Here is a 25,826-nt window from a genome sequence, read left to right as displayed (position 1 = left end):
GTTTTCAAGAGCGTTGCGGTATCGGACTGACCCTGCCTCCTGAACTGCGCCGATGCCACAAAATTCCCACGGGATCGGTACGTTGGCCCACAGATGGCCCACCGCGGCGCCGCCCACCAGTGAGAACGGCGCATTGTGCCCGATGCAGGCTGTGAGGTCCGGCCTCATCCTTATCAGGTCGATCGCAGCGTCCTGGAGACATCAACCGACTCGCCGTGAGCCTCGGACGATCGCCCGCTGAGGTTCGGAGTCGAACATCGCTGTTCGCATGTGTCGGTGTCAGACACAGGGGCACCCTTGACAACCTCGACTCATCAACCTTCCGCTCCGCTCGGCGCCTCCCTGGCAGTGGACTCGTCCATCCGTGTTGGCAGAGTGGCGACTTTCTTGATCTTGACGCACGATCGGATTGTTGCGCAATCTCCTTGCAATAGATCGATTGGGAGGGAACGCTGAGCGCAGATTTCGAAGTCGAGAGCCCGATTATATTGGCGGAATATTTGACACTACACACAGAGGTCGAGCGGCGAACAAATATACAATGGAGCATTTTTGCCCTGCAGATCATATCCGCAGGTGCGATATCCCGGCCTAGCGATCTCCAGGGTCTCGAATCTAGCCTTGATCCTAATCATTCCGCTGTCGTCCTACATGTTCGCCAGTCGCTACATGCTCCACGAGTTTTACATAAAGCTAATTCATCGATACTTCCGCGACTCCCTTTCGGGCCGATTGCGCGGAGCGCTGAAATGGGACCACTGGAGAAACGAAGTCTCGTCCGAGTTTTCAGGTCGCAGCAACCGCTCGTACCAGGCCGGGATGCTCCACTCAACGCGACTGGATTTCGAAGGAGTAGCGATACTGAGCCTCGCCGCCGCAGTGCTACTCGCAGTGTACAACTGGCGGAAATACGGCCACGATTGGCCTTTGGTTCTTGGTTTCGCTCCAATATGGATGATTGGGGCGTCGGCTGCCTACGATATGCACGAATCATTCGTGACAGCACCCCGCGATGCATAATGCCACTTCGCTACTGCCTGGGCGCCCCCCTGTGCTAGTAGTTCCTTGAGCCGATGAAATGACTCACGGAACCCGTTTGAGTGATTATTGAAAGACATCGCCCGGAGATGCAGCCTTTCGGTATCGGCGCAGAGAATAATGATCGGCATGCTAACGTCGGTTAATCTCGGACAGTGGATGCTTGTCGGAGTAATGATTGCCATGGGGATCTCCTTTTCGCTTCTCGCGTGGAGACTTGCACTTGGGGCACATCAATTGTCAGCCGAGAGCAGCGTCCTTGCCGGCATGGGGGGTGGCCTGATCACCGGTTTCGCCGTCAGCCTTTCCATGCTTTTTCTGCAAGAAGCCCTGAAAAGCTCCCAAGAGGAGGCGGCGTGGCGCGCAAATGTCACCATCGCCTCTTCCATCCACGGATTCAATCCCGAAGGACATTCAATCGAAGGGCTAAACTTCAACGGGAAGGATCTCTCTGACGCCAATTTCCGGGGACGGGATCTCACTGGCTACCAATTTCGTGACGCGTCACTTCGAGGCGCAGATTTCAATAATGCCATTTTGAAGGACGCCAACTTCACCGGAGCGGACCTATCGACCGCCACTTTCAGCAAGGCTGATCTAACTGATGCTTACCTATTGACTGCAGACCTCGGCTTGGCCGACATGCGCGAAGTGTCTTCGCTGCGGGGTGCCCAGGTGAATGCCTTGACATGTTGGCCTCCCAAAAGATTGCAGAGCTCCCATATGGGAGACGTTCGCCCGATAAAAAAAATTGACGCCAAGGGTCGTACTGTCATTAGCAGAGGACGACAGGGGCCGTGCCCAAATAATGCGGCAACGTGGCCCGACAGGCTTCAAGCGGTCGCGCCCGCTCCGTGAGGCAACAACTCAGGCCCGCCATCGTCCCGGCGCGGCTGACCGACGAAATCGGCATCAGCCGGACCGCGCTCCGACAAGCCCTCACTCGTGGCTGAGGGACGCTGAGCGCAGAACGGGATCACGTCCTCGTTCCAGGGGCACTCCAGACGTCCTCGGAAACAAGCCTGCTCGCAAATCCGCACGGCGCAAGTCGCTCATATGCTCGGATCACCTCGTCGGATACTTCCTGCGCGATCATAAAACCCTGAGCCGGATAGATCAGCAAGCGTTGCAACGACCCGACTAGCATGTCAATGACCAGGCGAGGGTCCCGGATCGACTTAACGTATTCAGGAACTGTAATGGGCGCGGACGCGCTGACGAATTCCATCTCAGGCCAGAGCTTGCGGGCGGTGGCGTAGGCCCGCCGTTCCTCTTACAGCTTGCTCACCAGGAGCACAGACGTTACGCCGATCCCGCTCTCTTCCAGCAATGCACGAGAAAGCGTCATGTTCTGTCCCGTGTTTCGGGCGTGGGGTTCGATGAGGATGACGTCCGCTGGCACCGCGTGGCATGCGGTCCTTCGTGGTGCGGCTGGTCGCACCCGTGAAGACGATCAGCGGCATCATGCCGCGCTGGTACAGGTCGATAGTCCTATCGGCCGCCCCCAGGTCGTGGCTGCCCAGACCGATGCCGACCGAACAGGGGCGCGGGTTGTGGTGCATCTGCTGGTAGTCCCACAGAAGCTGAGTGTCTTCCCAGTCCTGTTCGGAGATCGCTGCGAAGCTTCCTTGTCCTCGTCACGGGCCGAATCGGGCACCTTGAACTCGTACTCCCACGCGAACCGGGAAGCCGAGTGGATGCCGACTGCAAACTCAACCACCGCGCCATCGGCCGTGTACGTAGTTCAGTGAAGCTCCACCACGGGTTCACCTGGTGGGAGCTGCAGGAGCTTCACCTCGTCGGCGGTGGGGACGCGGGCGTACAGTGCCTCTTTCATGTGGTCGATCTCGTACCCGGCGTCGTACAGCACGCGATACCCGCCACCATGGGCGGCGGGGCCCGGCGTCGGGTCGACGATGCGCGTTCCCGCGACGTGTTCGGGCCGGTAGTAGCTGGTCAGGGTGTGGGTCGGCTGGGCGCCTTCCATCACCAGGCGGGCCCGTGCGTACACCTCGGAGCCGACCGGAACACCGAGTCCCTCGGCAACGAGATGACTCGCCTCGACACGGCTCACAGTCTGTGTCTGCTCGTTCCGCTTGTACGCGTGCCCCGAAGCCACACGGTCCGCGATGAACGCGACCTCGTCGCCGTCCCGCCACTTCACCTTGTCGTACCGACCGATGCCCAGCCGCTTGAGGGGTGCGCTCGGACGCACGACCGTGCCATGCCCGCGTGACGACGTCACCAGCCCCTCAGCCTCAAGCGCTTTGTACGCCTGATGAACCATCGACTTGGAGCCCTCACCAGCCTCGACAAGGTGCCGTACTCCCTTCGGCACGCCGGCGTATCCCTATGGATCAAGTCGGGCGTGGACCCCGTGGAGGTGGCCCGACGGGCCGGCCACAGCATCGCCGTCCTCTTCCGCTTCTACGCCAAGATCCTTCAGGGCGGACAGGCGCGCTCCAATCAGCTCATCGCGGCCGAGCTGAACAAGGGCGGCTGACGGCCCACGTTGGCCCACAGATGGCCCATACGCACTGGTCAACACCGGGATACGGGCGAGTCAGGGTGAGACAAGGTGCGTGCAGAAGGGGTGCCCCTCCGGAGAGTGGCACCCCTTCTGACCTGCAAGCTTCTGACCTGCTAAGCGGTGGGTGTGGGATTTGAACCCACGGTGACTCGCGCCACGACGGTTTTCAAGACCGTTCCCTTAGGCCGCTCGGGCAACCCACCTCGGCTTCGCCCGCCCGGGGGCGGAGCGGGGTACAGCGTACCGGGAGCGGGGCGGGCCGTGGGGCGGGCGGGTCAGTTGTCGCCCGCGCGGGAGCCGAGGGTGAGGTCCACGGTGTGCTCCTGGCCGCCGCGCGTGTAGGTGATCGTGACCTTGTCGCCGGGCTTGTGGGTCCAGATCTCGCCGATCAGGGTCGGGCCGCTGTCGATCACGTTGTTGTCGAGCTTGGTGATGACGTCCCCGGGCTTGAGGCCCGCCTTGTCGGCCGGGCCGCCCGACTCGACCGCGGCGGCGCCGCCCGCGCCCTGGTCGGTGATCTTCGCGCCGCCGGTGGAGTCCTCCAGGGAGACGGACGCGCCGATCTTGGCGTACACCGGCTTGCCGGTCTTGATCAGCTGCTGGGCGACGTACTTGGCCTGGTTGATCGGGATCGCGAAGCCGAGGCCGATCGAGCCGGACTGGCCCGAGCCGAAGCCGCCGCTGCCGCTGGACTGGATGGCCGAGTTGATGCCGATGACCGCGCCGGAGGCGTCCAGCAGCGGTCCGCCCGAGTTGCCGGGGTTGATGGACGCGTCGGTCTGCAGGGCGCTCATGTAGGACGCCTTGCTGGACGAGCTGCCGTCGCTGGAGGCCACCGGGCGGTTCTTGGCGCTGATGATGCCCGTGGTCACCGTGTTGGACAGGCCGAAGGGGGCGCCGATGGCGATGGTCTCGTCGCCGACGGCCACCTTGTCCGAGTCGCCGAGGGCGAGGGGCTTGAGGTCGGAGGGGGCGTCCTTGAGCTTGATGACGGCGACGTCGTACCCCTGGGCGTGGCCGACGATCTCGGCGTCGTACTTCTTGCCGTCGGGGAACGTCGCGGTCAGCTTGCCGCCGTCGACGGCGTCCGCCACCACGTGGTTGTTGGTGACGATGTGGCCCTGGGTGTCGAAGACGAACCCGGTGCCCGTGCCGCCCTCGCCGCTGGTGCTCTCCGCCTCGATGGTGACCGTGCTGGGCAGTGCCCTGGCGGCCACGCCGGCGATCGTGCCCGGGGCGCGCTTGACCTGGGAGGCGCTGTTGTCGGAGGCGGAGACGGTGGTGGAGCCGTTGTTGTCGTTGTCCTTGGCCAGGGTGTAGCCGAGGCCGCCGCCCAGACCGCCCGCGACCAGCGCGGCCACCAGGACCGCGGCGACCAGCCCACCGCGCCCGCTGCGGGGCTTGGGGGCGGGCTGCTGGTACGACGCGCCCCAGACGGTGCCGGAGCCACCCGGGCCACCGGGGCCGCCGTCGCCGTAGGCGGGCGTGGCCGGAGCCGGAGCCGGCCAGGAGCCGTCGGGGGCGGGGCCGGGGTAGCCGGCCGAGGCGGGGTCGGGGTAACCGGCCGGGGGCTGATATCCGTCGGACGGGCCCTCCTGGGCCTGTGCGGCCGGCGCCGGGCCCTGCTCGGGCGCGCCCGGGGTGCCGGGGGGCACCGGCGGCAGCTGAGCCGTCGGCGTCGCGTCCGGCGCGGGGTCCTGCGGGGAAGCAGCGGGAGATGCCACCGGCACGGGAGGTGCGGACGGCGCCGGGGGTACCGCGTTGCCCTCGTTCTCGGTGCTCACAGCTCTTCTCCTCGATCCACGGCTGTTGTCCTAGGTCGCACTCGGTCACGCTCGTTCACGCTGTCGTCGGTCCGTTGCGAACAGCTGTGCACGGTCCTGTGTCGTGCTTGTATGCAGTCAGCTTTTCCCACGGGCCGTCAGAGCACCATAAGCGGTGGCTGTGGGTCCAGGGTCATCCTTTACATGACACCTTTCTCGCAAAAGTTACATAAAAGGGCATGGTGGGTGCCTCCGTTCGCCCGACGGACGCGGCCGCGCCGCCCCACGTACCCCGCGCGGGTGGCACCATGACGCGGTGACCCACGCACCACAGCACCCCATCCAGGTCGTCGCCCATCGGGGGGCCTCCGAGGACGCGCCCGAGCACACCCTGGCCGCCTACAAGAAGGCGATCGAGGACGGCGCGGACGCCCTGGAGTGCGACGTACGACTGACCGCCGACGGCCATCTGGTCTGCGTCCACGACCGGCGGGTGAACCGCACCTCCAACGGCCGCGGGGCCGTCTCCGCCCTGGAGCTGGCCGATCTCGCCGCCCTGGACTTCGGCTCCTGGAAGACGCGCGAGGCCTGGCGCGGACGCGACGAGGAGCCCGACTGGGTGCACCGGCCGGAGGACGCGGCGGACACCTCCGTACTCACCCTGGAGCGACTGCTGGAGCTGGTCGCGGACGCCGGGCGGCGGGTGGAACTGGCCATCGAGACCAAGCACCCCACACGCTGGGCCGGGCAGGTGGAGGAGCGGCTGCTGCTCCTGCTGAAGCGATTCGGCCTGGACGCACCGGCCTCGGCCGCCGAGTCGCAGGTACGGGTCATGAGCTTCTCGGCGCGCTCGCTGCACCGCGTGCGGGCCGCGGCGCCCACGCTGCCGACGGTCTACCTGGTCCAGTTCCTCTCGCCCCGGCTGCGCGACGGACGGCTGCCGGCGGGCGTGGGGATCGCGGGCCCCTCGATCCGTATCGTGCGCAACCACCCGGCGTACGTGGAGCGGCTGAAGCGCGCCGGCCACCGGGTCCACGTCTGGACCGTGAACGAGCCCGAGGACGTCGACCTCTGTGTCGATCTGGGCATCGACGCCATCATCACCAACCGCCCGCGCGCGGTGCTGCAGCGACTGGGGCGTTGAGCACGGGGAAGCTGAGCCCAAGAGCCCGGTAAGGACCCGTCCGCGCCCCTTGACCCGGACCCCCGGCTCGACCATTCTCCGTTCTCGGCCACACCAACGAAATCCAGCCACACGACGACAGGCCCGTCACAGGGAGTGCTCCGGCGCATTCGCTCCGTATGCGGTCGTTGCGAATGCGTCACCGGAAGAGGATTGGCCGGTTTCCGGTACAGGCCAATGGGGCATCCACACCGTGGCGTGGGGCAAAGGAGGTCTCGGGGGTGGCGTTGGTGGTGGCACAGGAGGTGCCCACGTCGTCGAGCATGGCCGTACCCCATGGCCCTGCGGGCGTGGGGAAGGCGAGGCACCGTATGCGTGCGCAGTTGCGCAGCGGTGGCGTATCGGAATCGGTCATCGACGATGCCGTACTGATCCTTTCGGAGCTTTTGAGCAACGCCTGCAAACACGGGCGCCCGTTGGGGGACGCTCCGCCCGGGGACGGCGACGTACGCGCCGCCTGGCGGGTGGACGTGCGCGGGCGGCTCACCGTGGAGGTGACGGACGGCGGCGGCCCGACCCGCCCGGCTCCGGCCACCCCGTCGGTCACCGCGCACGGCGGCCGCGGGCTGAACATCATCACGGCCCTCGCCGACGACTGGGGCGTCCGGGACGACATCCGGGGCGAGGTGACGGTCTGGGTCGTGGTCAACGAGGACGTTCATGATCCGGATGCCGGGTGCCGTCACGGTGGTTTCGCTACGCGCGTCACCTCCTCCACGGTTCCGGCCATGGCCGAACTGGACTTCGCGGACGCGTTCGACGACCTGGACTGAACACGACGGGGACATGAGGACCCGGACTGTCTGAACCGGGCGGGGACACGAGGACCGGACTGCCTGAGCGGGGCGGCGACAAGGGAGTTGTCCACAGGTTCACCCCGTCGGCGTCGCCCACGTGTCCGTTGTCCACAGGTTCCCGTCGGTCGTGGCGCGAACGGCTAGGCTCCCGCCCGTACGAGACGAGCCCTAACCGGGAGACCCCACGATGGCCAAGAAGCGACCCCAGACGAAGGCCAAGCCGCAGATCACGGACGGAGAGATCCCGGTTGTCGGCGCCCGCGAACCCTGCCCCTGCGGCAGCGGCCGGCGCTACAAGGCGTGCCACGGCCGGGCCGCCGCCCACGCCGCGACCGAGCTGGTGCAGCGCCCGTTCGAAGGGCTGCCGGGCGAGTGCGACTGGGTGGCGCTGCGCGAGCTGGTGCCGGCCGCCACGGTGGAGCTGACCCTGACGGCCGGCCTGCCCGAGGGCGTCCCGTCGGTCACGCTCGCCACGGTGCTGCCGATGGCCTGGCCCGCGCTGCGCCGAGACGACGGCTCGGTCCTGCTCGGCCTGCAGAACGACACGCCCTCCGGCGACATCAGCCGCGACCTCGCCGACACGCTCCGGCGTGCGCTGGAGGCCGCGCCCGGCACGCCGGTGGAGGGCCGCCGCGCCCCCGCGGGGGGTCCGCGGCTGCAGGAGCTGCTCGACCCTGAAGGCGCGTTCGAGCCAGTTGTGCACAGCGGCTTCGAGTTCTGGGTGCCGGACGCGGAGAACGCCACCCCGGACGTGGCCGCCTCCCTGGAGCGGGCCAACGCCGCCGCCATCCCGACCGTGAAGCTGTCCGGCGTGGATGCCGCCTACTGGTGCGAGACCCCGGAGAAGAACCACCTGCGCTGGGTCATGCCGCATCCGGAGGAGCAGCTTCTGGACGCTCTCGCCCGGCTGCACGCGGCGGGCCGCTCCAGCCTCGGCGAGGGCACCCGGCTGGTGGGCTCCTTCCGTGCTCACGGCCTCACGGTGCCGGTCTGGGACCTGCCGAGCGGGGTCACGGCCGAGGACGTGGAGAAGCCGGCCGCCGAGTTCGCCGAGCGGCTCGCCACCGCCCTCGCGGCCACCGAGCCGCTCACGGCCGACGAGCGCCGCGCGCGCGGCGGGCTGACCAACCGGCAGGTCACGCTCAGCTGACGCTTCCGGGCACGCGTCACGGCTGAACGGTCGGTCAGCCGTGACGACGGCGCCCGAATCAGGTGACTCCTGTCACAACTCCCCGTCGCGACAGGGAAATCGGTGTCCGAATAGCCGAGATCGAATTTGCGAACCGCCGATCTCTTGTTACCGTTCCAGTAGCCCGGTTGCTGGTGCATCCCCCGTCGCCAGCAACCGGGCCTTTCCATGTCCGCGCACGGCGTACAGCACCGCGCGGAGCGTCAACTCCCGTTCGTCGCCTCGGAGTTGCTGCCCGAGCGCAGCAGCAGCGGCCCATCGGCACCGTGCGCGGCGAACTCGGCGACGGCCGTGTAGCCGTCCAGCGAACCCCGGGTGCGTTCACGGGGTGTCTCGCAAGTGGCGGGCTCGTCGGCGGCGTCCGTGGCGCAGTGCGTCTGCACAGTGCGGCCGGCCGGCTCCATCAGGCTCAGCACGGAGTCCACGGCCTCGCCGCTGGTGTTGCGGTAGTAGGTGCGCGCCCAGGTGTCCTCGCCCTGTGTCAGTACACAGGTCTGCGCCTCGACGCCCTCGGGTGAGGAGAGTTCGGGTCCGCAGCGGGCCGCGGTGGCCACGCCCAGGCCGAGCAGCAGGGGGGAACGCGTGGGAGCGACGGAGGGCATCTTCGCGTCACCGAGCAAAGACGAGGACGACGGCGCGTGTACGCCGGCCCCGCCGCCCGCCCCCGGAGATCCCGCGGCGTCGCCCACCTGCCCCGCGGACGCCACGGCCAGCGGCAGAGCGACGACGCCCACCACGACGCCCAGGAGAGCGAGCAGACGAAGCCTTCGGGGGTCCGGCCCGCCGCGGTGCGACGACCGATTGCCGTGACCCCCAGGAATGCGCAGCATGTAGCGGAAGATAACGACCACGGGCGGACATCCGGCCGCACCCGCGCCCGACACCCCTACAACTCGGGCGCGCTCACACCCGTACGAGTGAGGGCGTCGACCACGGCGTCCACCACGGCCTCCACATCGGGCACCCAGGGCGAGGCCGAGCCCGGCAGCGGGGCGCGCTCCCAGCGGACGGCGCCCTGGCCGGTCTCGGAGGGCGGCAGGGCGAGGTAGCCGCCCTCGCCGTGGAAGCGCAGCGAGCCGGGCACGAAGTCCTTGGCGTAGAGCAGCTCGCCGAGCTGCTCCATGGAGTACGGCTTGACGAGCACCGACCAGCGGGTCGGCGCGGCGATCACCGGGCCGAGGCGCATGCCCCGCCGGTCGAGCAGGTCGAGGGCCTGGGCCGCCGCGGGCGCCGGCAGGCTGACCGCGCAGGGCGCGTTGCCGCCGGTGGCGAGGATGATCGGCGCGCTCGGCCGGTTGCCCCACCACCAGCGCACCATGCGCCCGTCGGTGGTGGCGGCGAGCAGGCCGGGGTCGAAGGGGTGCGCACCGGGCACCGTGCACTCCGGGTCGGGGCAGGCGCAGCGGGCCCGTCCCTGCGGGTCCGGGGCCACGCCCGGGAGCACGGGCCACTGCCATTCCGTCGCGAAGGTCAGGGCCGCGCTGATCAGCTCAGGCCTCCCGTCTTTCCGCCTGGACAGGAGCCTGCGTCGCCTTCCGAGGATCTCGCGCATGAGCGCTCGTTCCTTTCCGTTGCACCGCTGGCAACACCGTGGACCACATCACACCATGTGTCGATCACTTCACTGTGCGTACCTGTTGGCGCATCACACCCCTGCGCATGGCAAGGGGAACCCCAAGGGGTCGAGCGTTGGCCGCGTCCGTAGTGCGTCTATCAAAAGCACGGGTGCGGCATGGGGGTGGCGAAGTCTGGCGTTTTGCCGTCGCGCGTATTTCTCTCCGCCTCCACCACGGGAGGATGGGGCTCGGCCGTCGGTGGCTATGACGCCCGGGTCCGTCGCCAGGTTCCGGGTGGCCCCCAACCACCCCTGGCCTTCACCGAGTACGTACCCATCACGACCGCAGTGACGCTCAGTGGAGCAAGGCCAGTCGACCGCAATGGACCGATACCTAAGGCAGTTTTAAGCCAACTTGGCAGTAAGGCAAGGGTTTCGAAGGAAACCCACATCAGACGCATGGACACCAGGAATCCCTGCAGGACAATGCTGGACATCCCCTCACGAGTGCGTGTACATGTGGAGACACTGCTAGCGGCGCAGAATGACATGGGGGTTTGCGATGCTTTTGAGCAATACGCACAGGTCTGAAGGCCGGACGCCATGAACGCCCCGCACCCTCCGAAAGTGGCTGGAATCGATCCAGCGGTTCCCCCACCCGCACACACTGTCGCGCCCACACCCGCCGCCCCGGGCGCCGGCCCCTCCCCGGACAGCGCACTTCCGGCCAGGAACACCCCCACCCCCACCGGACCCGCCCCCGGCACCCTGCTCCAGGACCGGCTGGCCGGCTGGGTCTCGGACCTCACGACCCTCCACGAACTCACCGAACGCCTGTCCCGCACGGACGCCCTCGAGCCCGCACTCGAGGAGCTGCTGCGCGCCGGATCCGCCCTCGTCGGCGCCCGCCGCGGTCTGGTCGTCCTGGAACCCGCCGACGGACTCGCCCCCCGCACCACCATCGGCTTCGGCCTCGGCCGCGCCGACCTCGGCCACATGGAGACCGTGCCGCGCGGCTCCCTGCCCCACGGCGCCCTCCTGGACGCCGGCGCGGGCACCGGCGCGAACGCCGAGATCGTGCACGCCGACCTGTTCGCCGAGCACGGCCTCGACCCCCGCCACCGCGAGGTGGCCGCCCGCCTCGGCTACGCCGCCAGCTACGCCGTCCCCCTGACCACCGAGTCCGCCGGCCGCCTCGGCGCCGCCGTGTGGCTGTACGACGAGCCCGCCGAGCCGGACGAGCACCACCGCCACCTGATCGGCCTGTACGTCCGCCACGCCGCCGAGCACCTCGCCCTGCTGGTGGAAGTCGAACGCGCGCGCACGTGCGTGGCGACCATCGCCGGGGAACTGCTGCCCTCCCGGCTGCCGAGGGTGGCCGGCGTCCAGCTCGCCGCCCGGCACCGCACCGGCCCGCGCGGCGGCGGCGACTGGTACGACGCGCTGCCGCTGCCCGACGCCGCCCTCGGCCTCTCCGTCGGCTCGGTCACCGGCTCCGGACCCAGCGCGGTGGCCGCCATGGGCCGGCTGCGCGCCTCCCTCAGGGCCTACGCCGTGATGGAGGGCGAGGACCCGGTCGCCGTCCTGTCCGACCTGGAGCTGCTGCTGCGCCTGACCGAGCCCGCCCGCTCGGCCACCGCCCTGTTCGCCTACTGCGAGCCGGCCCTGCGCAGGATCACCCTGGCCGGCGCCGGGCACAGCCCGCCCCTGCTGATCGGCGAGCGGCGCACCGAGTTCGCCGAGACCTCCGTCTCCGCGCCGCTCGGCATGCTCGCCTGCTGGGAGGCGCCGAGCGTGGAGATCCAGGCCGAGGCCGGGGAGACCGTGCTGCTCTACACCGACGGGCTGCTGCACCGTACCGGCGACCCCATGGACCGCGCCTTCGCCCGGCTGCACGCGGCCGCCGCGAGCATCCCGCGCACCCTGCGCCGCGACCCGGGGGCGGTCGCCGACCACGTGCTGCGCACGGTCCTGCCCGACGGCCTGGACACGGCCGACAGCGAGGAGGACGTGGTCCTGCTCGCGGCCCGCTTCGACTGAGAGCGCTCCCGCACCGCCTGGCATGGGTGGGCATAACAGGTCTTCCGGCCCAGGGTCGCTTTCTGTACGACCGTACGATGATGGAGGTCCCCTGCTCGGGCACGATCGCGAGCATCACGGGCCCGGGGGGAGATCACATGCCGTACCGAGGAGGATCACGTGTCCGACGCGCTCAACCCGGAGACCCCGGAAGCTGAGTCCGAGGAGCCCGTCAAGCAGCGGAAGAACGGCCTGTACCCAGGCGTCTCCGACGAGCTGGCCGAGAACATGAAGTCCGGGTGGGCCGACACGGAGCTGCACGACCTGGAGCAGATCCCGCAGGCCGCCGAGACCGCCCGGCGCCGCGCCGCGCTCTCCGCGCGCTTCCCGGGCGAGCGCCTCGTCATCCCCGCGGGCAATCTGAAGACCCGCTCGAACGACACCGAGTACTCCTTCCGCGCCTCGGTCGAGTACGCCTACCTCACCGGCAACCAGTCCGAGGACGGCGTCCTCGTCCTGGAGCCCACCGCCGAGGGCCACAAGGAGACGATCTACCTCCTGCCCCGCTCCGACCGCGAGAACGGCGAGTTCTGGCTCTCCGGCCAGGGCGAGCTGTGGGTCGGCCGCCGCCACTCCCTGACCGAGTCCGAGGCGCTGTACGGCATCCCGGCCGCCGACGTGCGCGAGCTGGCCGACAAGCTGCGCGAGGCCACCGGCCCGGTGCGGGTCGTCCGCGGCTACGACGCCGGCATCGAGGCCGCCCTGACCGACAAGGTCACCGCCGAGCGCGACGAGGAGCTGCGGGTCTTCCTGTCCGAGGCCCGGCTGGTCAAGGACGCCTTCGAGATCGGCGAGCTGCAGAAGGCCGTCGACTCCACCGTGCGCGGCTTCGAGGACGTCGTGAAGGTCCTCGACAAGGCCGAGGCGACGAGCGAGCGCTACATCGAGGGCACGTTCTTCCTCCGCGCGCGTGTGGAGGGCAACGACGTCGGCTACGGCTCCATCTGCGCGGCCGGCGCGCACGCCTGCACGCTGCACTGGGTGCGCAACGACGGCCCGGTGCGCTCCGGTGACCTGCTCCTGCTGGACGCGGGCGTGGAGACGCACACGCTGTACACCGCCGACGTCACGCGCACGCTGCCGGTCAACGGCACGTACAGCGAGATCCAGAAGAAGGTCTACGACGCCGTGTACGAGGCCCAGGAGGCCGGTATCGCGGCCGTGAAGCCGGGCGCCAAGTACCGCGACTTCCACGACGCCGCCCAGCGCGTCCTCGCCGAGCGGCTCGTCGAGTGGGGCCTGGTCGAGGGCCCGGTCGAGCGCGTCCTGGAGCTGGGCCTGCAGCGCCGCTGGACCCTGCACGGCACCGGCCACATGCTCGGCCTGGACGTCCACGACTGCGCGGCCGCGCGGGTCGAGACGTACGTCGACGGCACGCTGGAGCCGGGCATGGTGCTCACCGTGGAGCCGGGCCTGTACTTCCAGGCCGACGACCTGACGGTCCCCGAGGAGTACCGGGGCATCGGCGTCCGCATCGAGGACGACATCCTCGTCACCGAGGACGGCAACCGGAACCTCTCGGACGGCCTGCCGCGCCGCTCCGACGAGGTCGAGGCCTGGATGGCGTCCCTGAAGGGCTGATAGGACTACTGATGGCCGGGTACCCGGAGGTGCCCGGCCATCGGTGTGTCCGTACGCGTGTGAAGGCTTCGCGTGCCTAGGGGGAGGGTTTTCGTGGACGACTTCTGGTCCGGTGTGGGTGTGGACCTGCATCTCGAACCGGACGCGGCCGACGGCCGCCGGGTCGGTCTGGAACGGGCGCTCAGGGACGCCGTACGCGACGGGCGCCTCGCACCCGGCACCCGGCTGCCGGCCACCCGTCGGCTCGCGGCGGAACTCGGCATCTCGCGCGGCACCGTGAAGTCGGCGTACGACCAGCTCGTCGCCGAGGGCTATCTGACCGCCCGGCAGGGGTCCGGCACCCGGGTCGCCGAACTGCCGGCCCTGCGGGAGGAGGCGCCGGGAACGGCACCACACGCGCGTGCGCCGCGTTTCGACCTCCGGCCGGGCAGTCCCGACGTGGGCGCGTTCCCGGCCGCGGCCTGGCTGCGCGCGCTGCGCCGCGCCATAGCGACGGCGCCCTCACTGGCGTACGACTACGGCGACCCGCGCGGCCGGATCGAGCTGCGCACCGCGCTCTCCGGCTACCTCGGGCGGGCCCGCGGGGTGCTCGCGCCGCCGGAGCGGATCGTGATCACCTCCGGGTACGTGCAGGGGCTCGCGCTGCTGACGCGTGTGCTGGACGGCGCCTCGATCGCGATGGAGGACCCGGGGCTGCCCTTCCACCGGGAGGTGGTGCGGCGCAACGGCGGGACCGTGCTGCCGGTGCGGGTGGACGAGCGCGGAGTGCGTCCCACGGAACTGGGTGAGGCGGCCGCCGTGGTGGTCACCCCGGCCCACCAGTACCCGACCGGCGTGACCCTGCACCCCGAGCGGCGCCGCGCGCTCACCGACTGGGCACGCGCGCGCGGGGGGCTCATCGTCGAGGACGACTACGACGGCGAGTTCCGCTACGACCGCCAGCCGGTGGGCGCGTTGCAGGGCATGGCCCCGGGCCAGGTCGTCTACCTGGGCACCGCCTCCAAGACCCTCGGCCCCGCACTGCGGCTCGGCTGGATGGTGCTGCCGCCGCAGCTGGTCGACGCGGTCGCCGACGCCAAGCTGCACAGCGACCACCACACCGAGACCATCGGGCAGCTGGCGCTCGCCGAGCTGATCGACAGCCATGCCTACGACCGGCACGTACGCGCGTGCCGCCTGCGCTACCGGCGTCGCCGCGACCAGCTGCTGGACCGGCTGGGCGCGCGGCGGAACGTGCGGGGCATCGCGGCCGGACTGCACGCACTGATCGACGTCCCCGACGAGGCCGAGGCCCTGGCCCGCGCCGAGGCGGAGGGCCTCGCCGTCGGCCATCTGGGCAGCCACTGGCAAACGCCCGCCGAAGGCCGGCCGCAGGGCCTGGTCGTCGGCTACGGCACCCCGCGGGAGCGGGCGTATGCGGAGGCGCTGGAGGTGCTGGCGAAGGTCCTGGACGCCTGAAGCAGCGGTGGCTTGGTTCTGCTCAAGGTGCCAACGCGTCCAGGAACAACGCCCCCGCGAGCAGACCCGCGCTGCCCCGGGGGCTCCACGCGCGCGCGTGCAGGTCGGCGTCGAGCGCGGCCAGGGCCTCGGCGCCGGCCGCCGTCGCCGTACCGCCCGCCTCCAGGACCGCGCGGGCGCCCGCCTGCACCTGGCGCAGGCCGATCGGGCCCGCGGTGTGCAGCAACTCGGTGTCCTGCAGGGTGGACATCACGGTGAGCAGGGCGTCCAGCCGGGCCTGCCCCTCATCGGCACCGCCCGCCCGGGCCGCGCCCAGTGCGTCCAACGCCCGCCGCACATGCGGAAACCCGGCCCGCGCCTCACCCCGGGCACCCGCGGCCCCGTACTTGACGGAGACGGCGGAGCCCCTGGTGGGCCGGGGCGGGGCACCCCGGTCGGGGTGAGCGGCGAGCTGCCGGGCGAGCGCGGTGATGCGGTGGGCGCGGCCGCGGGCGTCCTGGGTGGTAGCGCCGGACCCGCGTACGCGCGTGACCGATGCCGATCCGCCCGTCCCCGACTCCACCGCCACCCCCGCGACCAGCAGGCCCAGCACCCACAGGGCTCCCCGGTGGCCGCCGCCCGCCAGGGTGAGGGTGTGTTCGGTGCAGCGGCCGATCGCGCCGAGTTCCGCGCGGAGCGCCGGTGTGGGTTCGGCGGTGCGGCGGGCGGCGGCGGCCATGGCCGCGAGGCCGGGGGTGAGCGCCTTGGCGGACCAGCGCAGGGCGCGGTGGTCGGCGTGGGTGGTCCGGGCGTTCAGGTCGCGCGGGTCGGGCAGCCCCGGTTTGGGTGCCAGCGCCAGCTGACCGGTGAGCGCGGCCACGGCGGCCCGCGCCAGCGCCTCGTCCTCGCGGCTGTTCATCGCCCTCCCCTAGGAGGAGGCCGACGCCGAAGGGGAGGGGCTGTCACTCGGCGGGGCACCCGTGGGGCCGCCGCTCGGCGGGGTGCCCCCGCCGCCGCTGCCCGCGCCGGTGTTCTCCGCGTCCGGGTCGATGCCCAGCGTCAGGGAGCCCTTGTACCCCTTGGAGGGGTCGCTCTTGTGCACGGGCTTGAGGGTGAGCAGGCCGCTGGAGGCGCCGCCGCCGCCGTAGACCATGTCGTTGGCGAGGGTGGTGTAGCTGCCCGTGTGCCGGGAGTAGGGCTCCAGGGTGAAGATCTCCTCGGCGATGTCGTCGTCGAAGAACAGCTGGCCGGTGAAGTTCACCTTGCCGCCCTCGTAGGTGCCGTCCGCCTTCTCGCCGCCGGTGTGCACCTTGACGTGGATGTGGCAGGTGCGCGGGGTGTACCAGCCGGGGAAGATCGTCTCGAACTTCACGACCCCGTTGGCGTTGGCGATCTGATAGCCGCGCAGATACGTGGCGTCGTCGGCGCTGTCGCCCTCCTCGCTCTCGGCCGGGGCCGAACCGCCGGGGTTGGCGGTGGTGTAGCCGGAGTAGTAGCCCCAGGCGTCGCAGTGCCAGATCTCGACCGCGGCGCCGGAGACCGGGGTGCAGCCGTCGGTGGCGTCCACGACGGTCAGCCGCAGGGTCAGCGGGACGCCGTTCTTGCCCTCGGTGATGTCCTTGCGCACCAAGGCACCGTCGAGGTAGTACGGCCCCTCCGTGACGCTCGACATCAGCTGCATGCAGGTGCCGCTGGTCGAGGTCGCCGAGGCCGTCGCGGTCGCCTCGGCGTCCGTGGCCGTGTCGGCGAATGCCGACTGGTAGCCGACGGCCGCGAGGCCGCCGGCCGCCACCGTGCCGCCGGTGACCGCGAGGGCCCGGCGCCGGGTGATCGAGGTGTTTCTGTGTTTTCCCGTCATGGCCGAGGAAGTTAGGAACACCGCTTGTCAGTCCGATGGGCATGACCTGGGAAAGTGCTGTGAAGGCAGGGAAGCCGGAGAAAAGGCCGAAAACGCGCCCTCAGGCGAAAACACGCCCTTACGGGACCGGAGCGTGGTCGTGCAGCACACGCTGGAAGAGCCGGCAGTCCCGCCATTCCCCGTTGATGTGCAGGTAATCGGGAGCGAGTCCGATCGCTTTGAATCCGCATTTCGCCAGAACCCGCTGCGAACCGGTGTTGTCCGTCAGCGTGGACGCCTCGATCCGGTGCAGCCCGATCGTGTCCCGGGCGATGCGGCAGACCTGCTCCACGGCAGAGCTGGCCAGCCCCTTGTTCTGCTGGTCGGCGGCGACCCAGTACCCGAGATAGGAACTGCAGAAAGGGCCGTGCGAAATACCGGACAGGGTGATCGCCCCTACGATCCGGCCGTCCGGATCCTCGAACACCCACGGCACCACGGCACCCTCGGTGAAGTGCCGCAGCAGCCCGTCGATGCGCTCCGCCTGCCCCTCGGCGGTGAAGAAGGATTCCGGTCTGACCGGCTCCCACGGTTCCAGGTGTTTACGGTTCTCGGTATAAGCGGAGGCGAGCGCGAAAGCATCGGCCGCGGCGAGGGGGCGCAGGATCACTCCGTGCGCTATTTCCTCGTTCTTCAGATCCATGTCTCTGCCATGCATGCGCGCACCCTAGCCGCGCGGACCCAATAGAGGGACCGTCATGCCGTAAGCAGGGAAGGATCTTTCTTCCACTTGAGCATCTTGTCGAAGCTCACCACCGTCCCGCCCCGGCCCGGCTTGGCGCCGATGTGCACGTGATCGGCGAGTTCCCGGATCAGACAGAGCCCGCGGCCGTGCTCGGCGTCCGTGCGGGCCGGTCTGATGTCCTGGGTGCGGGTGAACCCGGGCCCGGAGTCGGCCACCTCGATCCGGCACTTCTCGCCGTCGAGGTAGGCGGTCACCCGGTAGGCCTCCGAGCGGCCGTCACGCGAGCCGTACCCGCCGTGCTCGACCGCGTTCGCGCAGGCCTCGCTGAGGGCGACGGACAGGTCGTAGGAGACATCCGGGTCGACGCCCGCCGTCTCCATCGTGCCGATCAGCAGCCGCCGGGCGAGCGGAACGCTCGCAGCCTCGCGCCGCAGATGGAGTGACCACCAGATGCTCATGCTCCAGCCTCCTGGCCGCGGCTCGACATACCAGTACCTATTGCCGCCCGTGCCCGGCTGTAAGCACTCCGTTGACGTGACTCCGCCCATACGGTCGATGTGTCCCGGGAGGAATCGGTGTATGTGGGCACGGTCTCGGGCGGAGGATGATCTTCCATTCGTTTCGGTGATCTTCCCGCCGGTCTTTCGCCGGGGCGGAATCCCGCGCCCTGCCGTAGGGAGCGGGTAAGGCCAGTGCGATGATGAGGCCGCCATGACTGCCCCCCACCCGCGCACGGCGCGCCCCGGAGCCGGGCTCCGGTTCCTGCGGGCCGCGGTGTTCGCCGCGGTCTGTGTCGCGCTGGCCGCGGCCGGGCACACACTGGCCTCCTGCGCGCGCGTTCCCCTGTGGACGCTCGGCGCGGGGTTCCTGGGCTCCCTGCTGCTCGTGGCACCGCTCGCCGGGCGGCAGCGCTCGCTGCCCGGCATCGCCGCGCTCCTCGCACTCGGCCAGACCGTGCTGCACACGCTGTTCGGGCTGGGGCAGGACGGGGCGACCGGCGCGATGTCGATGGGCTCGGCGGACGGGTCGCTGAGCAGCGGCGCGCTCGTCGAGCGGGCCGCCCGGCTCGTGTGCGGGTCCAGCCCCGCCGCGCTCACCCCCGGGCACGCCTACCGGCTCCTGGTCGACGCGCACCTCATCGACTCCTCCGGCCGGGCCGTGGGCGCCACACCGACCATGCACCACATGGCCGACACCACCGGTTCCTCGGTGTCGTTGCTGCCCTCCCTGCCGATGCTGCTCGGCCACGTCCTCGCGGCCGTCGCCGCCGGCTGGCTGCTGCGCCGCGGCGACCTGGCCGTGCTGCGGCTGATCGAGCTGTCGGCGCACGGAGTCGCGGAGGGGGCGCTCGTACGATCCCTGCGCGGGGCGCTCGCACTGGCGCACGCCCTGTGGGCCGGGCTGCTGCCCGCGGCCGAGCCCGGCCCGCGGGGCCGTCGTACCGCCCGGGACGAGGTGCCCGCCCCGCACACCACCGCGCTCCAGCACACGGTGATCCGGCGCGGCCCGCCCGCCGCCGCGTTCCTCCTCGCCGCCTGACGCGACGCGACCACCACACCACCGGAGCCGGAAACGGAGAGCCGGTCGGGAGCGGCCGCCGTCGCGCGGCACGCGCGCGTGCGCACATCGACCCGTGGCACCCCGAGTGGTACCGCCACACGCACGCGTACTCCCGATCACCACCGGAACTCACTCGGAGTGGAGTGCTCCCTGCCATGAAGGCTTCTCGTATCGCCGCCGCCACCGCCGTCGCGGGCACGGCCGTCCTCGCCGTCTCCGCCCCCGCCTTCGCACACGTCAGCGTGCAGCCCGAGGGCACCGCGGCCAAGGGCGGCTACGCGGTCGTCGACTTCAAGGTCCCCAACGAGCGCGACAAGGCCTCGACCACCAAGGTCGAGGTGAACTTCCCCGCCGACCACCCGCTGGCCTCCGTGATGCCGGAGCCGATCCAGGGCTGGAAGATCGAGGTCACCAAGTCCAAGCTGGCCAAGCCGCTGACCATGCACGGCGAGAAGATCGACGAGGCCGTCACCAAGGTCACCTGGACCGCTGACGGCGACGGCATCCAGCCCGGCTACTTCCAGAAGTTCCCGCTCTCGGTCGGCGCCCTGCCCGAGGACACCGACCAGCTCGTGTTCAAGGCCATCCAGACGTACTCCAACAAGGAGGTCGTGCGCTGGATCGAGGTGCAGAAGGACGGCCAGGAGGAGCCGGAGAACCCGGCCCCGGTGCTGGAGCTGGCCGCCGCCACCGGTGACCACCACGGCACCTCGACCGCCGAGGACGCCTCCGACAAGACCGACGCCAAGAACGAGACGACGGCCGCCGCCGACGAGGACGCGAAGAGCGGCAGCGACACCACCGCGCGCGTGCTCGGCGTGGTCGGCATCGTCATCGGTGTCGCGGGCGTGGCCTACGGCGTCCTCGCCGGCCGCCGCCGGACCGCCTGACCCACCGTTCCACGTGTGCGCCAGGGGTCGTGCGAGGCTGTCGTACGACCCCGGTGCGCGCCGGAGTTCTCACATCTGGGACATTTCTCTATGCGCAAGAAGACGTTCGCCGCGGCCGCGCTGCTCGCCGCCGCCACCCTGACCCTCTCCGCCTGCGGCAGCGGTGACGACGGCAAGTCGCCCGTCTCCGTCGTGTCCGAGGAGACCGACTCGGGCAAGGCCGCGACCATCCTCGACCAGCCGTTCGAGAAGCCGGACCTGGTCCTCACCGACACGCACGGCAAGAAGTACGACCTGCGCGCCGAGACCAAGGGCCACCCGACCCTGGTCTACTTCGGTTACACGCACTGCCCCGACATCTGCCCGACGACGATGAGCAACATCGCCGTCGCCAAGCAGGCGCTGCCCAAGGCCGAGCAGGACAACCTCAGGGTCGTCTTCGTCACCACCGACCCCGACCGTGACACCCCCGCCGAGCTGGGCAAGTGGCTCAAGGGCATCGACCCCCAGTTCATCGGCCTGACCGGCGACTTCTCCACCATCCAGGCCGGCGCCCGCTCCCTCGGCATCTCCATCGAGCCGACGAAGAAGGACAAGAACGGCAAGGTCGTCTCGGTGCACGGCACCCAGGTCATCGCGTTCTCCCCGAAGACCGACGGGGGTTACGTCCTCTACGGCGAGGACGCCACGGTCGACGACTACACCAAGGACCTGCCGAAGCTCGTCAAGGGAGCCAAGCCGTGAGGCGTGCCGTTCTGACCGCCGCCGCGCTGGCGGGCGCCCTCACCCTCGCGGGCTGCGGCACCGGCTCCGGCTCCTCGAAGGCCGACCTGTCCGTGAGCGCGTCCTACATGCCCCAGCCGGTCTCCGCCGACATGGCCGCAGGGTTCCTGACGATCACCAACAAGGGCGGCACGAAGGACGAGCTGACCTCGGTCACCAGCGACGTCGCCGGCCAGATCACCATGCACAGCACCGTCGGCGGGTCCATGGAGGAGAAGACCTCCTTCGCCGTCCCGGCGCATGGTCAACTCGTGTTCAAAAGCGGCGGCAACCATCTGATGTTCGAGAAGCTGAAGCACAAGCCGGAGCAGGGGCAGAAGGTCACCCTGAAGCTCACCTTCGCCAAGTCCGGGCCCCTCACCGTCGAGATGCCGGTGGAGTCCGCCACGTACAACCCGTCGACCGGCCACTGAGGGAGGGACCACCTTGACCCGGACCATCGCCCCCCGCCTGCGGACCCTGGTGCTGCTGCTCCTCGCCGTCACCGGCGCGCTGCTCGCGGGCGCCGGACCGGCCTCCGCGCATGCCGCGCTCACCGGCAGCGACCCCGCGCAGGGGGTGGTGGTCGACAAGGCGCCCACCCAGGTGTCGCTCACCTTCTCCGAGAAGGTGGCCATGAACGACGACTCGCTGCAGGTCCTCGACCCCAAGGGCAAGAAGGTCGAGGTCGGCTCGCCCACCAACCTGAGCGGCACGACCTACGCCGTGCAACTCAAGAGCGGCCTCGCCAAGGGCACCTACACGGTCGCCTACCAGGTCGTCTCGGCGGACAGCCACCCCGTCTCCGGCGCCTACACCTTCTCCATCGGCGCGCCCTCGCAGACCGTCGTCTCCGGCGTCGGGACCGCGGCGGGCGGCGGGGTCGTCGGCTGGCTCTACGGGTTCGGGCGGTACGTCTCGTACGCCGGCTTCATCGTGCTCGCGGGCGGCGCCGCCTTCGTGCTGGCCTGCTGGCAGCGCGGCTCGGGCGTACGGGCCCTGCAGCGGCTCGTGGTCGGCGGCTGGCTCGCGCTCACCGCGGCCACCCTGTGGCTGCTGCTCCTGCGCGGCTCCTACACCTCCTCCGGGAAGTTCGGCGACGTCTTCGATCTCGACCTGCTCGGCCAGGTGCTGCAGACCAAGGCCGGCGCCGCGCTGGTCTCCCGGCTGCTGCTGCTCGCCGCCGCCGCGCTGTTCATCGCCGTCCTCTTCGGCGCCTACAACCGGCGCGAGGAGGCCGAGGAGAAGCGGGACCTGACCTTCGGGCTCGCGATCGGCGGGGTGGTCGTGGCCGCCGGGCTCGCGGCGAGCTGGGCCATGGCCGAGCACGCCTCCACCGGGCTCCAGCCGGGCATCGCCATGCCCGTCGACGTCCTCCACCTGCTGGCCGTCGCCGCCTGGCTGGGCGGCCTGACCGCCCTGCTCGTCGCCCTGTACCGGGCACCCGCGGACACGCCGATCGAGGCCGCCGCCGTCCACCGGTTCTCCCGCCTCGCGTTCGGCTCCGTCCTCACCCTGGTCGCGACCGGCACCTACCAGTCCTGGCGTCAGCTCGGCTCCTGGTCGGCGTTCACCGAGACCCGGTACGGACAGCTGCTGCTGGTCAAGATCGGGCTGGTGGCGCTGCTGGTGGGCATCGCGTGGATCTCGCGGCGCTGGACGGGACGGCTCACCGACATCACGGACACGGTCGCCGCCAAGAAGGCCAAGCAGCGCGAGAAGGAGCACGTCTCCGCGTCCAAGACCGCCGGCAAGGGTGCCGCCTCCGGTGACGGCAAGCGCGCCGCCCAGCTCGCCCGGCAGCGGGCCGTGGCGGACGCCGCCCGGCAGAAGCGGCTGCGGGACGCCGACGCCAACCGCTTCGGTCTGCGCCGCTCGGTGCTCGCCGAGGCGGGCGTCGCGGTCGTACTGCTCGCCGTCACCACCTGGCTGACCCAGACCGAGCCGGGCCGCACCGAGCAGGAGGCCAAGGCGGCCACCTCGTCGTCCTCCAGCTCCTCCTCGTCGTCGTCCTCGTCCGGCGCGCTGACCCTGGACATGCCCTTCGACACCGGGGGCACCGACGGCAAGGGCCTCGTGCGGCTCGACCTCGACCCCGCGCGCGTGGGCGGCAACGAGATGCACGTCTACGTCCAGCGGCCCAACGGACGCGCCTTCGACATCCCCGAGGTGAAGGTCGCCTTCACCCTCACGGAGAAGAAGATCGGGCCGCTTCCGGTGACCCCCGACCACATCACCACCGGCCACTGGACGGCGAGCAGCGTGCAGATCCCCATGGCGGGCGACTGGAAGATCGCCGTGACCGTGCGGACCTCCGACATCGACCAGGTGACCGTCTCCAAGAACGCGCAGATCGGCTGAACCCCACCATGCCCGACCAGTCCCTTCCCCAGGCCCGCACGCCCGAGTCCGCCGTGCGGAAGCCCGCTGCCGACGGCGGCCACGGCATCTCCCGGCGCGCGCTGATCGGCACCGCCGGGGCCACCGGGCTCGTGCTCGGCGCGGCCGGCGGAGCCGCGGGATACGCGGCCGCGCCCGCCCCGGCCACTCCGCTGACCTCGGTGGGCTCCGAACGGGCGATGTTTCACGGGAAACATCAGCCCGGCATCACCGAGGGACTGCAGGCCCGCGGCCATCTCGTCGCCTTCGACCTGGCGGCGGGCGCGGGCCGCAAGGAGGCGGCGGCCCTGCTGCGCCGCTGGTCGGCGACGGCCGAGCGGCTCATGGCGGGTGAGGCGGCGCCGCACGACGACACCGATGTGGCCCGGGACGCGGGCCCGTCCGCGCTGACGATCACCTTCGGCTTCGGCCACAGCTTCTTCGGGCGGACCGGTCTGGAGAAGCAGCGCCCCGGCGCCCTCGACCCGCTGCCCGACTTCTCCTCCGACCAGCTCGACAAGGCACGCAGCGACGGCGACCTGTGGGTGCAGATCGGCGCCGACGACGCTCTGGTCGCCTTTCACGCGCTGCGCGCGATCCAGAAGGACGCCGGCAGCGCGGCCCGGGTCCGCTGGCAGATGAACGGCTTCAACCGCACCCCTGGCGCCACCGCCCGCCCCATGACGGCCCGCAACCTCATGGGCCAGATCGACGGCACCCGCAACCCCAAGCCGGCCGACGCCGACTTCGACCAGCGGATCTTCGTGCCCGCCTCGGGTGAACCCGCGTGGATGGCGAACGGCTCCTACGCCGTCGTACGCCGTATCCGGATGCTCCTCGACGACTGGGAGAAGCTGTCGCTCACGGCCCAGGAGGCGGTCATCGGGCGGCGGAAGGCCGACGGGGCGCCGCTGTCCGGGGGCACCGAGACGACCCCGATGGACCTGGACAAGGCCGACGCCAAGGGCGAGTACGTCGTCCCGATCAACGCCCATGCCCGGATCACCCGGCCCGACCGCAACGGCGGCGCGGCCATGCTGCGGCGCCCGTTCTCCTTCCACGACGGCATCGACGCGGACGGGACGCCGGACGCCGGGCTGCTGTTCGTGTGCTGGCAGGCGGACCCGCTGCGCGGCTTCGTACCGGTGCAGCGCAAGCTCGACCGCGGGGACGCGCTGTCGAAGTACATCCGGCACGAGTCGAGCGGTCTGTTCGCGGTGCCCGGGGGCGCGGCCGACGGAGAGTACGTGGGGCAGCGGCTGCTGGAGGGGTGATTCCGGGTTCCAAACCACCCGGTCGGGTGGCTTCCATGAGACACGGGGGACGCGTTCGTCAGCGCCCATTAGGGTGAGGACATGCCAGCGAGCTATGCGTATCTCGGTCCCGAAGGCACCTTCACCGAAGTCGCCCTGCGCACGCTTCCGGAGGCGGCCACCCGCGAGCTGATCCCGTACGTCTCGGTGCAGTCCGCGCTGGACGCGGTGCGGGCCGGCGAGGCCGAGGCCGCGTTCGTGCCGATCGAGAACTCGGTTGAGGGCGGCATCACCACCACCCTGGACGAGCTGGTCGCGGGCGAGCCGCTGATGATCTACCGCGAGGTGCTGCTGTCGATCACCTTCGCGCTGCTGGTCCGGCCGGGCACCGAGCTGTCCGACATCAAGACGGTCTCCGCGCATCCGGCCGCCCAGCCGCAGGTCCGCAACTGGCTCAAGAAGAACCTCCCGGACGTCCACTGGGAGTCGGCCGCCTCCAACGCGGACGCCGCGCGGCTGGTCCAGGAGGGCCAGTACGACGCCGCGTTCGCGGGCGAGTTCGCGGCCGCGCGGTACGGCCTCACGGCCCTGGAGACCGGGATCCACGACGCGGAGAACGCGCAGACCCGGTTCGTGCTGGTCGGCCGTCCGGCCCGGCCCGCCGCACCGAGCGGTGCCGACAAGACCTCGGTGGTGCTGTGGCAGCGGGACGACCACCCCGGTGCCCTGCGCGACCTGCTCGGCGAGTTCGCCACCCGCGGCATCAACCTGATGCTGCTGCAGTCCCGGCCGACCGGCGCCGGTATCGGCAACTACTGCTTCTGCATCGACGCCGAGGGCCATATCTCCGACCGGCGGGTGGCCGAGGCGCTGATGGGGCTGAAGCGGATCTGCCTGCAGGTTCGTTTCCTCGGCTCCTACCCGCGCGCGGACATCAAGCCGGGCGAGGCCCGGGCCACCCTGCCGGGGACCTCGGACGAGGAGTTCGTGGGGGCCGCCGACTGGGTGGCCCGCTGCCAGGACGGCCGGTTCTAGAACCGCTCGCAGGCTGCTTCCGGCCAGTCATACCTGCATATCTTCGTTATCCACAGAAGTTATCCACAGGTCCGCTTCTCGACCTGGGGACAAGTCGACAAGGCAGTGCCATCTGGTCGACAAATCGCCCTGGACGTCCCAGATGCGGCCACCGTCCGGCAGGTCACCCTTCGTCCACTCGTTTCCTTTGGTTCATCTTTTGGAGCGACCCCT

At 70.2% G+C, this 25,826-nt stretch carries 21 protein-coding genes, 1 tRNA gene and 3 pseudogenes; 15 read left to right on the top strand and 10 right to left on the bottom strand.

Translation table 11 applies throughout. The features are described 5' to 3' along the window. Window positions 1-1,197 precede the first annotated feature (1,197 nt). Entirely contained in the window at window positions 1,198-1,896 is a 699-nt protein-coding gene (locus BEK98_RS24130; RefSeq protein ID WP_208643206.1) for a pentapeptide repeat-containing protein, read from the top strand. A 118-nt stretch (window positions 1,897-2,014) separates the two neighbouring features. Here BEK98_RS24130 and BEK98_RS24125 read toward each other — a convergent pair. Further along, a pseudogene (locus BEK98_RS24125) lies at window positions 2,015-2,600 on the bottom strand (YdcF family protein). A gap of 71 nt (window positions 2,601-2,671) precedes the next feature. Beyond that, window positions 2,672-3,364 (bottom strand): annotated as a pseudogene (locus BEK98_RS24120) (GntR family transcriptional regulator); the annotation flags it as partial. Between BEK98_RS24120 and BEK98_RS24115 the strand changes: the two are divergent. Next, window positions 3,341-3,541 (top strand): annotated as a pseudogene (locus BEK98_RS24115) (site-specific integrase); the annotation flags it as partial. The pseudogenes BEK98_RS24120 and BEK98_RS24115 sit on opposite strands and share 24 nt — an antisense overlap. A 145-nt stretch (window positions 3,542-3,686) precedes the next feature. Here BEK98_RS24115 and BEK98_RS24110 read toward each other — a convergent pair. After that, window positions 3,687-3,771 (bottom strand) — tRNA-Ser (locus BEK98_RS24110). 72 nt (window positions 3,772-3,843) lie between these two features. Beyond that, complete coding sequence (locus BEK98_RS24105; protein WP_094218732.1) at window positions 3,844-5,352, bottom strand: S1C family serine protease; 1,509 nt, start codon at window positions 5,350-5,352, stop codon at window positions 3,844-3,846. A 295-nt stretch (window positions 5,353-5,647) separates the two neighbouring features. Here BEK98_RS24105 and BEK98_RS24095 point away from each other — a divergent pair, with 295 nt between their 5' ends. The 3 genes from BEK98_RS24095 to BEK98_RS24085 all read left to right on the top strand — a co-directional run bounded on the left by BEK98_RS24095 (window position 5,648) and on the right by BEK98_RS24085 (window position 8,461). Beyond that, entirely contained in the window at window positions 5,648-6,475 is an 828-nt protein-coding gene (locus tag BEK98_RS24095; RefSeq protein ID WP_094218731.1) for a glycerophosphodiester phosphodiesterase, read from the top strand. Between the two features lie 173 nt (window positions 6,476-6,648). Next, a complete protein-coding gene (locus tag BEK98_RS24090) occupies window positions 6,649-7,287 on the top strand; it encodes an ATP-binding protein (protein WP_094218900.1) in 639 nt (212 codons plus the stop codon). A 211-nt stretch (window positions 7,288-7,498) separates the two neighbouring features. Further along, window positions 7,499-8,461, top strand: a complete 963-nt coding sequence (locus BEK98_RS24085) for a DUF5926 family protein (RefSeq protein WP_094218730.1) — start codon at window positions 7,499-7,501, stop codon at window positions 8,459-8,461. 242 nt (window positions 8,462-8,703) lie between these two features. Here the strand turns inward: BEK98_RS24085 and BEK98_RS24080 are convergent, their stop codons facing one another. Beyond that, window positions 8,704-9,330 (bottom strand): hypothetical protein, encoded by a 627-nt coding sequence (locus tag BEK98_RS24080; RefSeq protein WP_244201949.1) that lies wholly within the window; start codon window positions 9,328-9,330, stop codon window positions 8,704-8,706. A gap of 56 nt (window positions 9,331-9,386) precedes the next feature. Continuing rightward, on the bottom strand, window positions 9,387-10,052 hold the full coding sequence (locus BEK98_RS24075) for a bifunctional DNA primase/polymerase (protein WP_094218729.1): 666 nt from the start codon (window positions 10,050-10,052) through the stop codon (window positions 9,387-9,389). 606 nt (window positions 10,053-10,658) lie between these two features. Here BEK98_RS24075 and BEK98_RS24070 point away from each other — a divergent pair. The 3 genes from BEK98_RS24070 to pdxR all read left to right on the top strand — a co-directional run bounded on the left by BEK98_RS24070 (window position 10,659) and on the right by pdxR (window position 15,173). Continuing rightward, window positions 10,659-12,095, top strand: a complete 1,437-nt coding sequence (locus BEK98_RS24070) for a PP2C family protein-serine/threonine phosphatase (RefSeq protein ID WP_094218728.1) — start codon at window positions 10,659-10,661, stop codon at window positions 12,093-12,095. Window positions 12,096-12,254: 159 nt separating this feature from the next. Continuing rightward, the gene (locus tag BEK98_RS24065; protein WP_094218727.1) at window positions 12,255-13,715 is read left to right on the top strand and encodes an aminopeptidase P family protein; all 1,461 of its coding nucleotides are present in this window, start codon (window positions 12,255-12,257) and stop codon (window positions 13,713-13,715) included. A 93-nt stretch (window positions 13,716-13,808) separates the two neighbouring features. Continuing rightward, entirely contained in the window at window positions 13,809-15,173 is a 1,365-nt protein-coding gene (gene pdxR / locus BEK98_RS24060; protein WP_094218726.1) for a MocR-like pyridoxine biosynthesis transcription factor PdxR, read from the top strand. Between the two features lie 22 nt (window positions 15,174-15,195). Here pdxR and BEK98_RS24055 read toward each other — a convergent pair whose 3' ends face one another. The 4 genes from BEK98_RS24055 to BEK98_RS24040 form a co-directional block, all read right to left on the bottom strand. Then, a complete protein-coding gene (locus tag BEK98_RS24055) occupies window positions 15,196-16,071 on the bottom strand; it encodes a triphosphoribosyl-dephospho-CoA synthase (protein ID WP_094218725.1) in 876 nt (291 codons plus the stop codon). Between the two features lie 9 nt (window positions 16,072-16,080). After that, on the bottom strand, window positions 16,081-17,010 hold the full coding sequence (locus tag BEK98_RS24050) for an intradiol ring-cleavage dioxygenase (protein WP_094218724.1): 930 nt from the start codon (window positions 17,008-17,010) through the stop codon (window positions 16,081-16,083). A gap of 118 nt (window positions 17,011-17,128) precedes the next feature. Then, a complete protein-coding gene (locus BEK98_RS24045) occupies window positions 17,129-17,692 on the bottom strand; it encodes a GNAT family N-acetyltransferase (protein WP_094218723.1) in 564 nt (187 codons plus the stop codon). 53 nt (window positions 17,693-17,745) lie between these two features. Continuing rightward, the gene (locus BEK98_RS24040; protein ID WP_094218722.1) at window positions 17,746-18,192 is read right to left on the bottom strand and encodes an ATP-binding protein; all 447 of its coding nucleotides are present in this window, start codon (window positions 18,190-18,192) and stop codon (window positions 17,746-17,748) included. A gap of 253 nt (window positions 18,193-18,445) precedes the next feature. Between BEK98_RS24040 and BEK98_RS24035 the strand changes: the two genes are divergently transcribed. The 7 genes from BEK98_RS24035 (at window position 18,446) to pheA (ending at window position 25,613) form a co-directional block, all read left to right on the top strand. Beyond that, a complete protein-coding gene (locus BEK98_RS24035) occupies window positions 18,446-19,273 on the top strand; it encodes a hypothetical protein (protein ID WP_167444245.1) in 828 nt (275 codons plus the stop codon). A 176-nt stretch (window positions 19,274-19,449) separates the two neighbouring features. Further along, window positions 19,450-20,184 carry a YcnI family copper-binding membrane protein gene (locus BEK98_RS24030; protein WP_094218721.1) on the top strand — a complete coding sequence of 245 codons (735 nt, stop codon included), beginning with the start codon at window positions 19,450-19,452 and terminating at the stop codon, window positions 20,182-20,184. A 90-nt stretch (window positions 20,185-20,274) separates the two neighbouring features. Continuing rightward, on the top strand, window positions 20,275-20,928 hold the full coding sequence (locus tag BEK98_RS24025) for an SCO family protein (RefSeq protein WP_094218720.1): 654 nt from the start codon (window positions 20,275-20,277) through the stop codon (window positions 20,926-20,928). Next, the gene (locus BEK98_RS24020) at window positions 20,925-21,380 is read left to right on the top strand and encodes a copper chaperone PCu(A)C (protein WP_094218719.1); all 456 of its coding nucleotides are present in this window, start codon (window positions 20,925-20,927) and stop codon (window positions 21,378-21,380) included. The genes BEK98_RS24025 and BEK98_RS24020 overlap by 4 nt, the downstream gene beginning before the upstream one ends. 13 nt (window positions 21,381-21,393) lie before the next feature. After that, window positions 21,394-23,307 carry a copper resistance CopC/CopD family protein gene (locus tag BEK98_RS24015; protein ID WP_094218718.1) on the top strand — a complete coding sequence of 638 codons (1,914 nt, stop codon included), beginning with the start codon at window positions 21,394-21,396 and terminating at the stop codon, window positions 23,305-23,307. An 8-nt stretch (window positions 23,308-23,315) separates the two neighbouring features. After that, window positions 23,316-24,599 carry an iron uptake transporter deferrochelatase/peroxidase subunit gene (efeB, locus tag BEK98_RS24010; protein ID WP_094218717.1) on the top strand — a complete coding sequence of 428 codons (1,284 nt, stop codon included), beginning with the start codon at window positions 23,316-23,318 and terminating at the stop codon, window positions 24,597-24,599. An 81-nt stretch (window positions 24,600-24,680) separates the two neighbouring features. Then, entirely contained in the window at window positions 24,681-25,613 is a 933-nt protein-coding gene (gene pheA / locus BEK98_RS24005) for a prephenate dehydratase (RefSeq protein ID WP_094218716.1), read from the top strand. The last annotated feature ends 213 nt before the right edge of the window (window positions 25,614-25,826 follow it).

Origin of the sequence: Streptomyces diastatochromogenes, assembly GCF_002242805.1 — a bacterium.
Classification (GTDB): Bacteria; Actinomycetota; Actinomycetes; order Streptomycetales; family Streptomycetaceae; genus Streptomyces; species Streptomyces diastatochromogenes.
The sequence above is the reverse complement of the archived record's forward strand: the minus strand, read 5'-3'. Positions and strand labels throughout refer to the sequence as shown.

Excerpts from the sequence above, each read along its gene's own strand:
- BEK98_RS24130 (WP_208643206.1), top strand. The coding sequence starts at position 1,198 with ATGCTTGTCGGAGTAATGATTGCCATGGGGATCTCCTTTTCGCTTCTC.
- BEK98_RS24090 (WP_094218900.1), top strand. The coding sequence starts at position 6,649 with ATGCGTCACCGGAAGAGGATTGGCCGGTTTCCGGTACAGGCCAATGGG.
- BEK98_RS24085 (WP_094218730.1), top strand. The coding sequence starts at position 7,499 with ATGGCCAAGAAGCGACCCCAGACGAAGGCCAAGCCGCAGATCACGGAC.
- BEK98_RS24080 (WP_244201949.1), bottom strand. The coding sequence starts at position 9,330 with ATGCTGCGCATTCCTGGGGGTCACGGCAATCGGTCGTCGCACCGCGGC.
- BEK98_RS24075 (WP_094218729.1), bottom strand. The coding sequence starts at position 10,052 with ATGCGCGAGATCCTCGGAAGGCGACGCAGGCTCCTGTCCAGGCGGAAA.
- BEK98_RS24070 (WP_094218728.1), top strand. The coding sequence starts at position 10,659 with ATGAACGCCCCGCACCCTCCGAAAGTGGCTGGAATCGATCCAGCGGTT.
- BEK98_RS24055 (WP_094218725.1), bottom strand. The coding sequence starts at position 16,071 with ATGAACAGCCGCGAGGACGAGGCGCTGGCGCGGGCCGCCGTGGCCGCG.
- BEK98_RS24050 (WP_094218724.1), bottom strand. The coding sequence starts at position 17,010 with ATGACGGGAAAACACAGAAACACCTCGATCACCCGGCGCCGGGCCCTC.
- BEK98_RS24045 (WP_094218723.1), bottom strand. The coding sequence starts at position 17,692 with ATGGATCTGAAGAACGAGGAAATAGCGCACGGAGTGATCCTGCGCCCC.
- BEK98_RS24040 (WP_094218722.1), bottom strand. The coding sequence starts at position 18,192 with ATGAGCATCTGGTGGTCACTCCATCTGCGGCGCGAGGCTGCGAGCGTT.
- BEK98_RS24035 (WP_167444245.1), top strand. The coding sequence starts at position 18,446 with ATGACTGCCCCCCACCCGCGCACGGCGCGCCCCGGAGCCGGGCTCCGG.
- BEK98_RS24030 (WP_094218721.1), top strand. The coding sequence starts at position 19,450 with ATGAAGGCTTCTCGTATCGCCGCCGCCACCGCCGTCGCGGGCACGGCC.
- BEK98_RS24025 (WP_094218720.1), top strand. The coding sequence starts at position 20,275 with ATGCGCAAGAAGACGTTCGCCGCGGCCGCGCTGCTCGCCGCCGCCACC.
- efeB (WP_094218717.1), top strand. The coding sequence starts at position 23,316 with ATGCCCGACCAGTCCCTTCCCCAGGCCCGCACGCCCGAGTCCGCCGTG.
- pheA (WP_094218716.1), top strand. The coding sequence starts at position 24,681 with ATGCCAGCGAGCTATGCGTATCTCGGTCCCGAAGGCACCTTCACCGAA.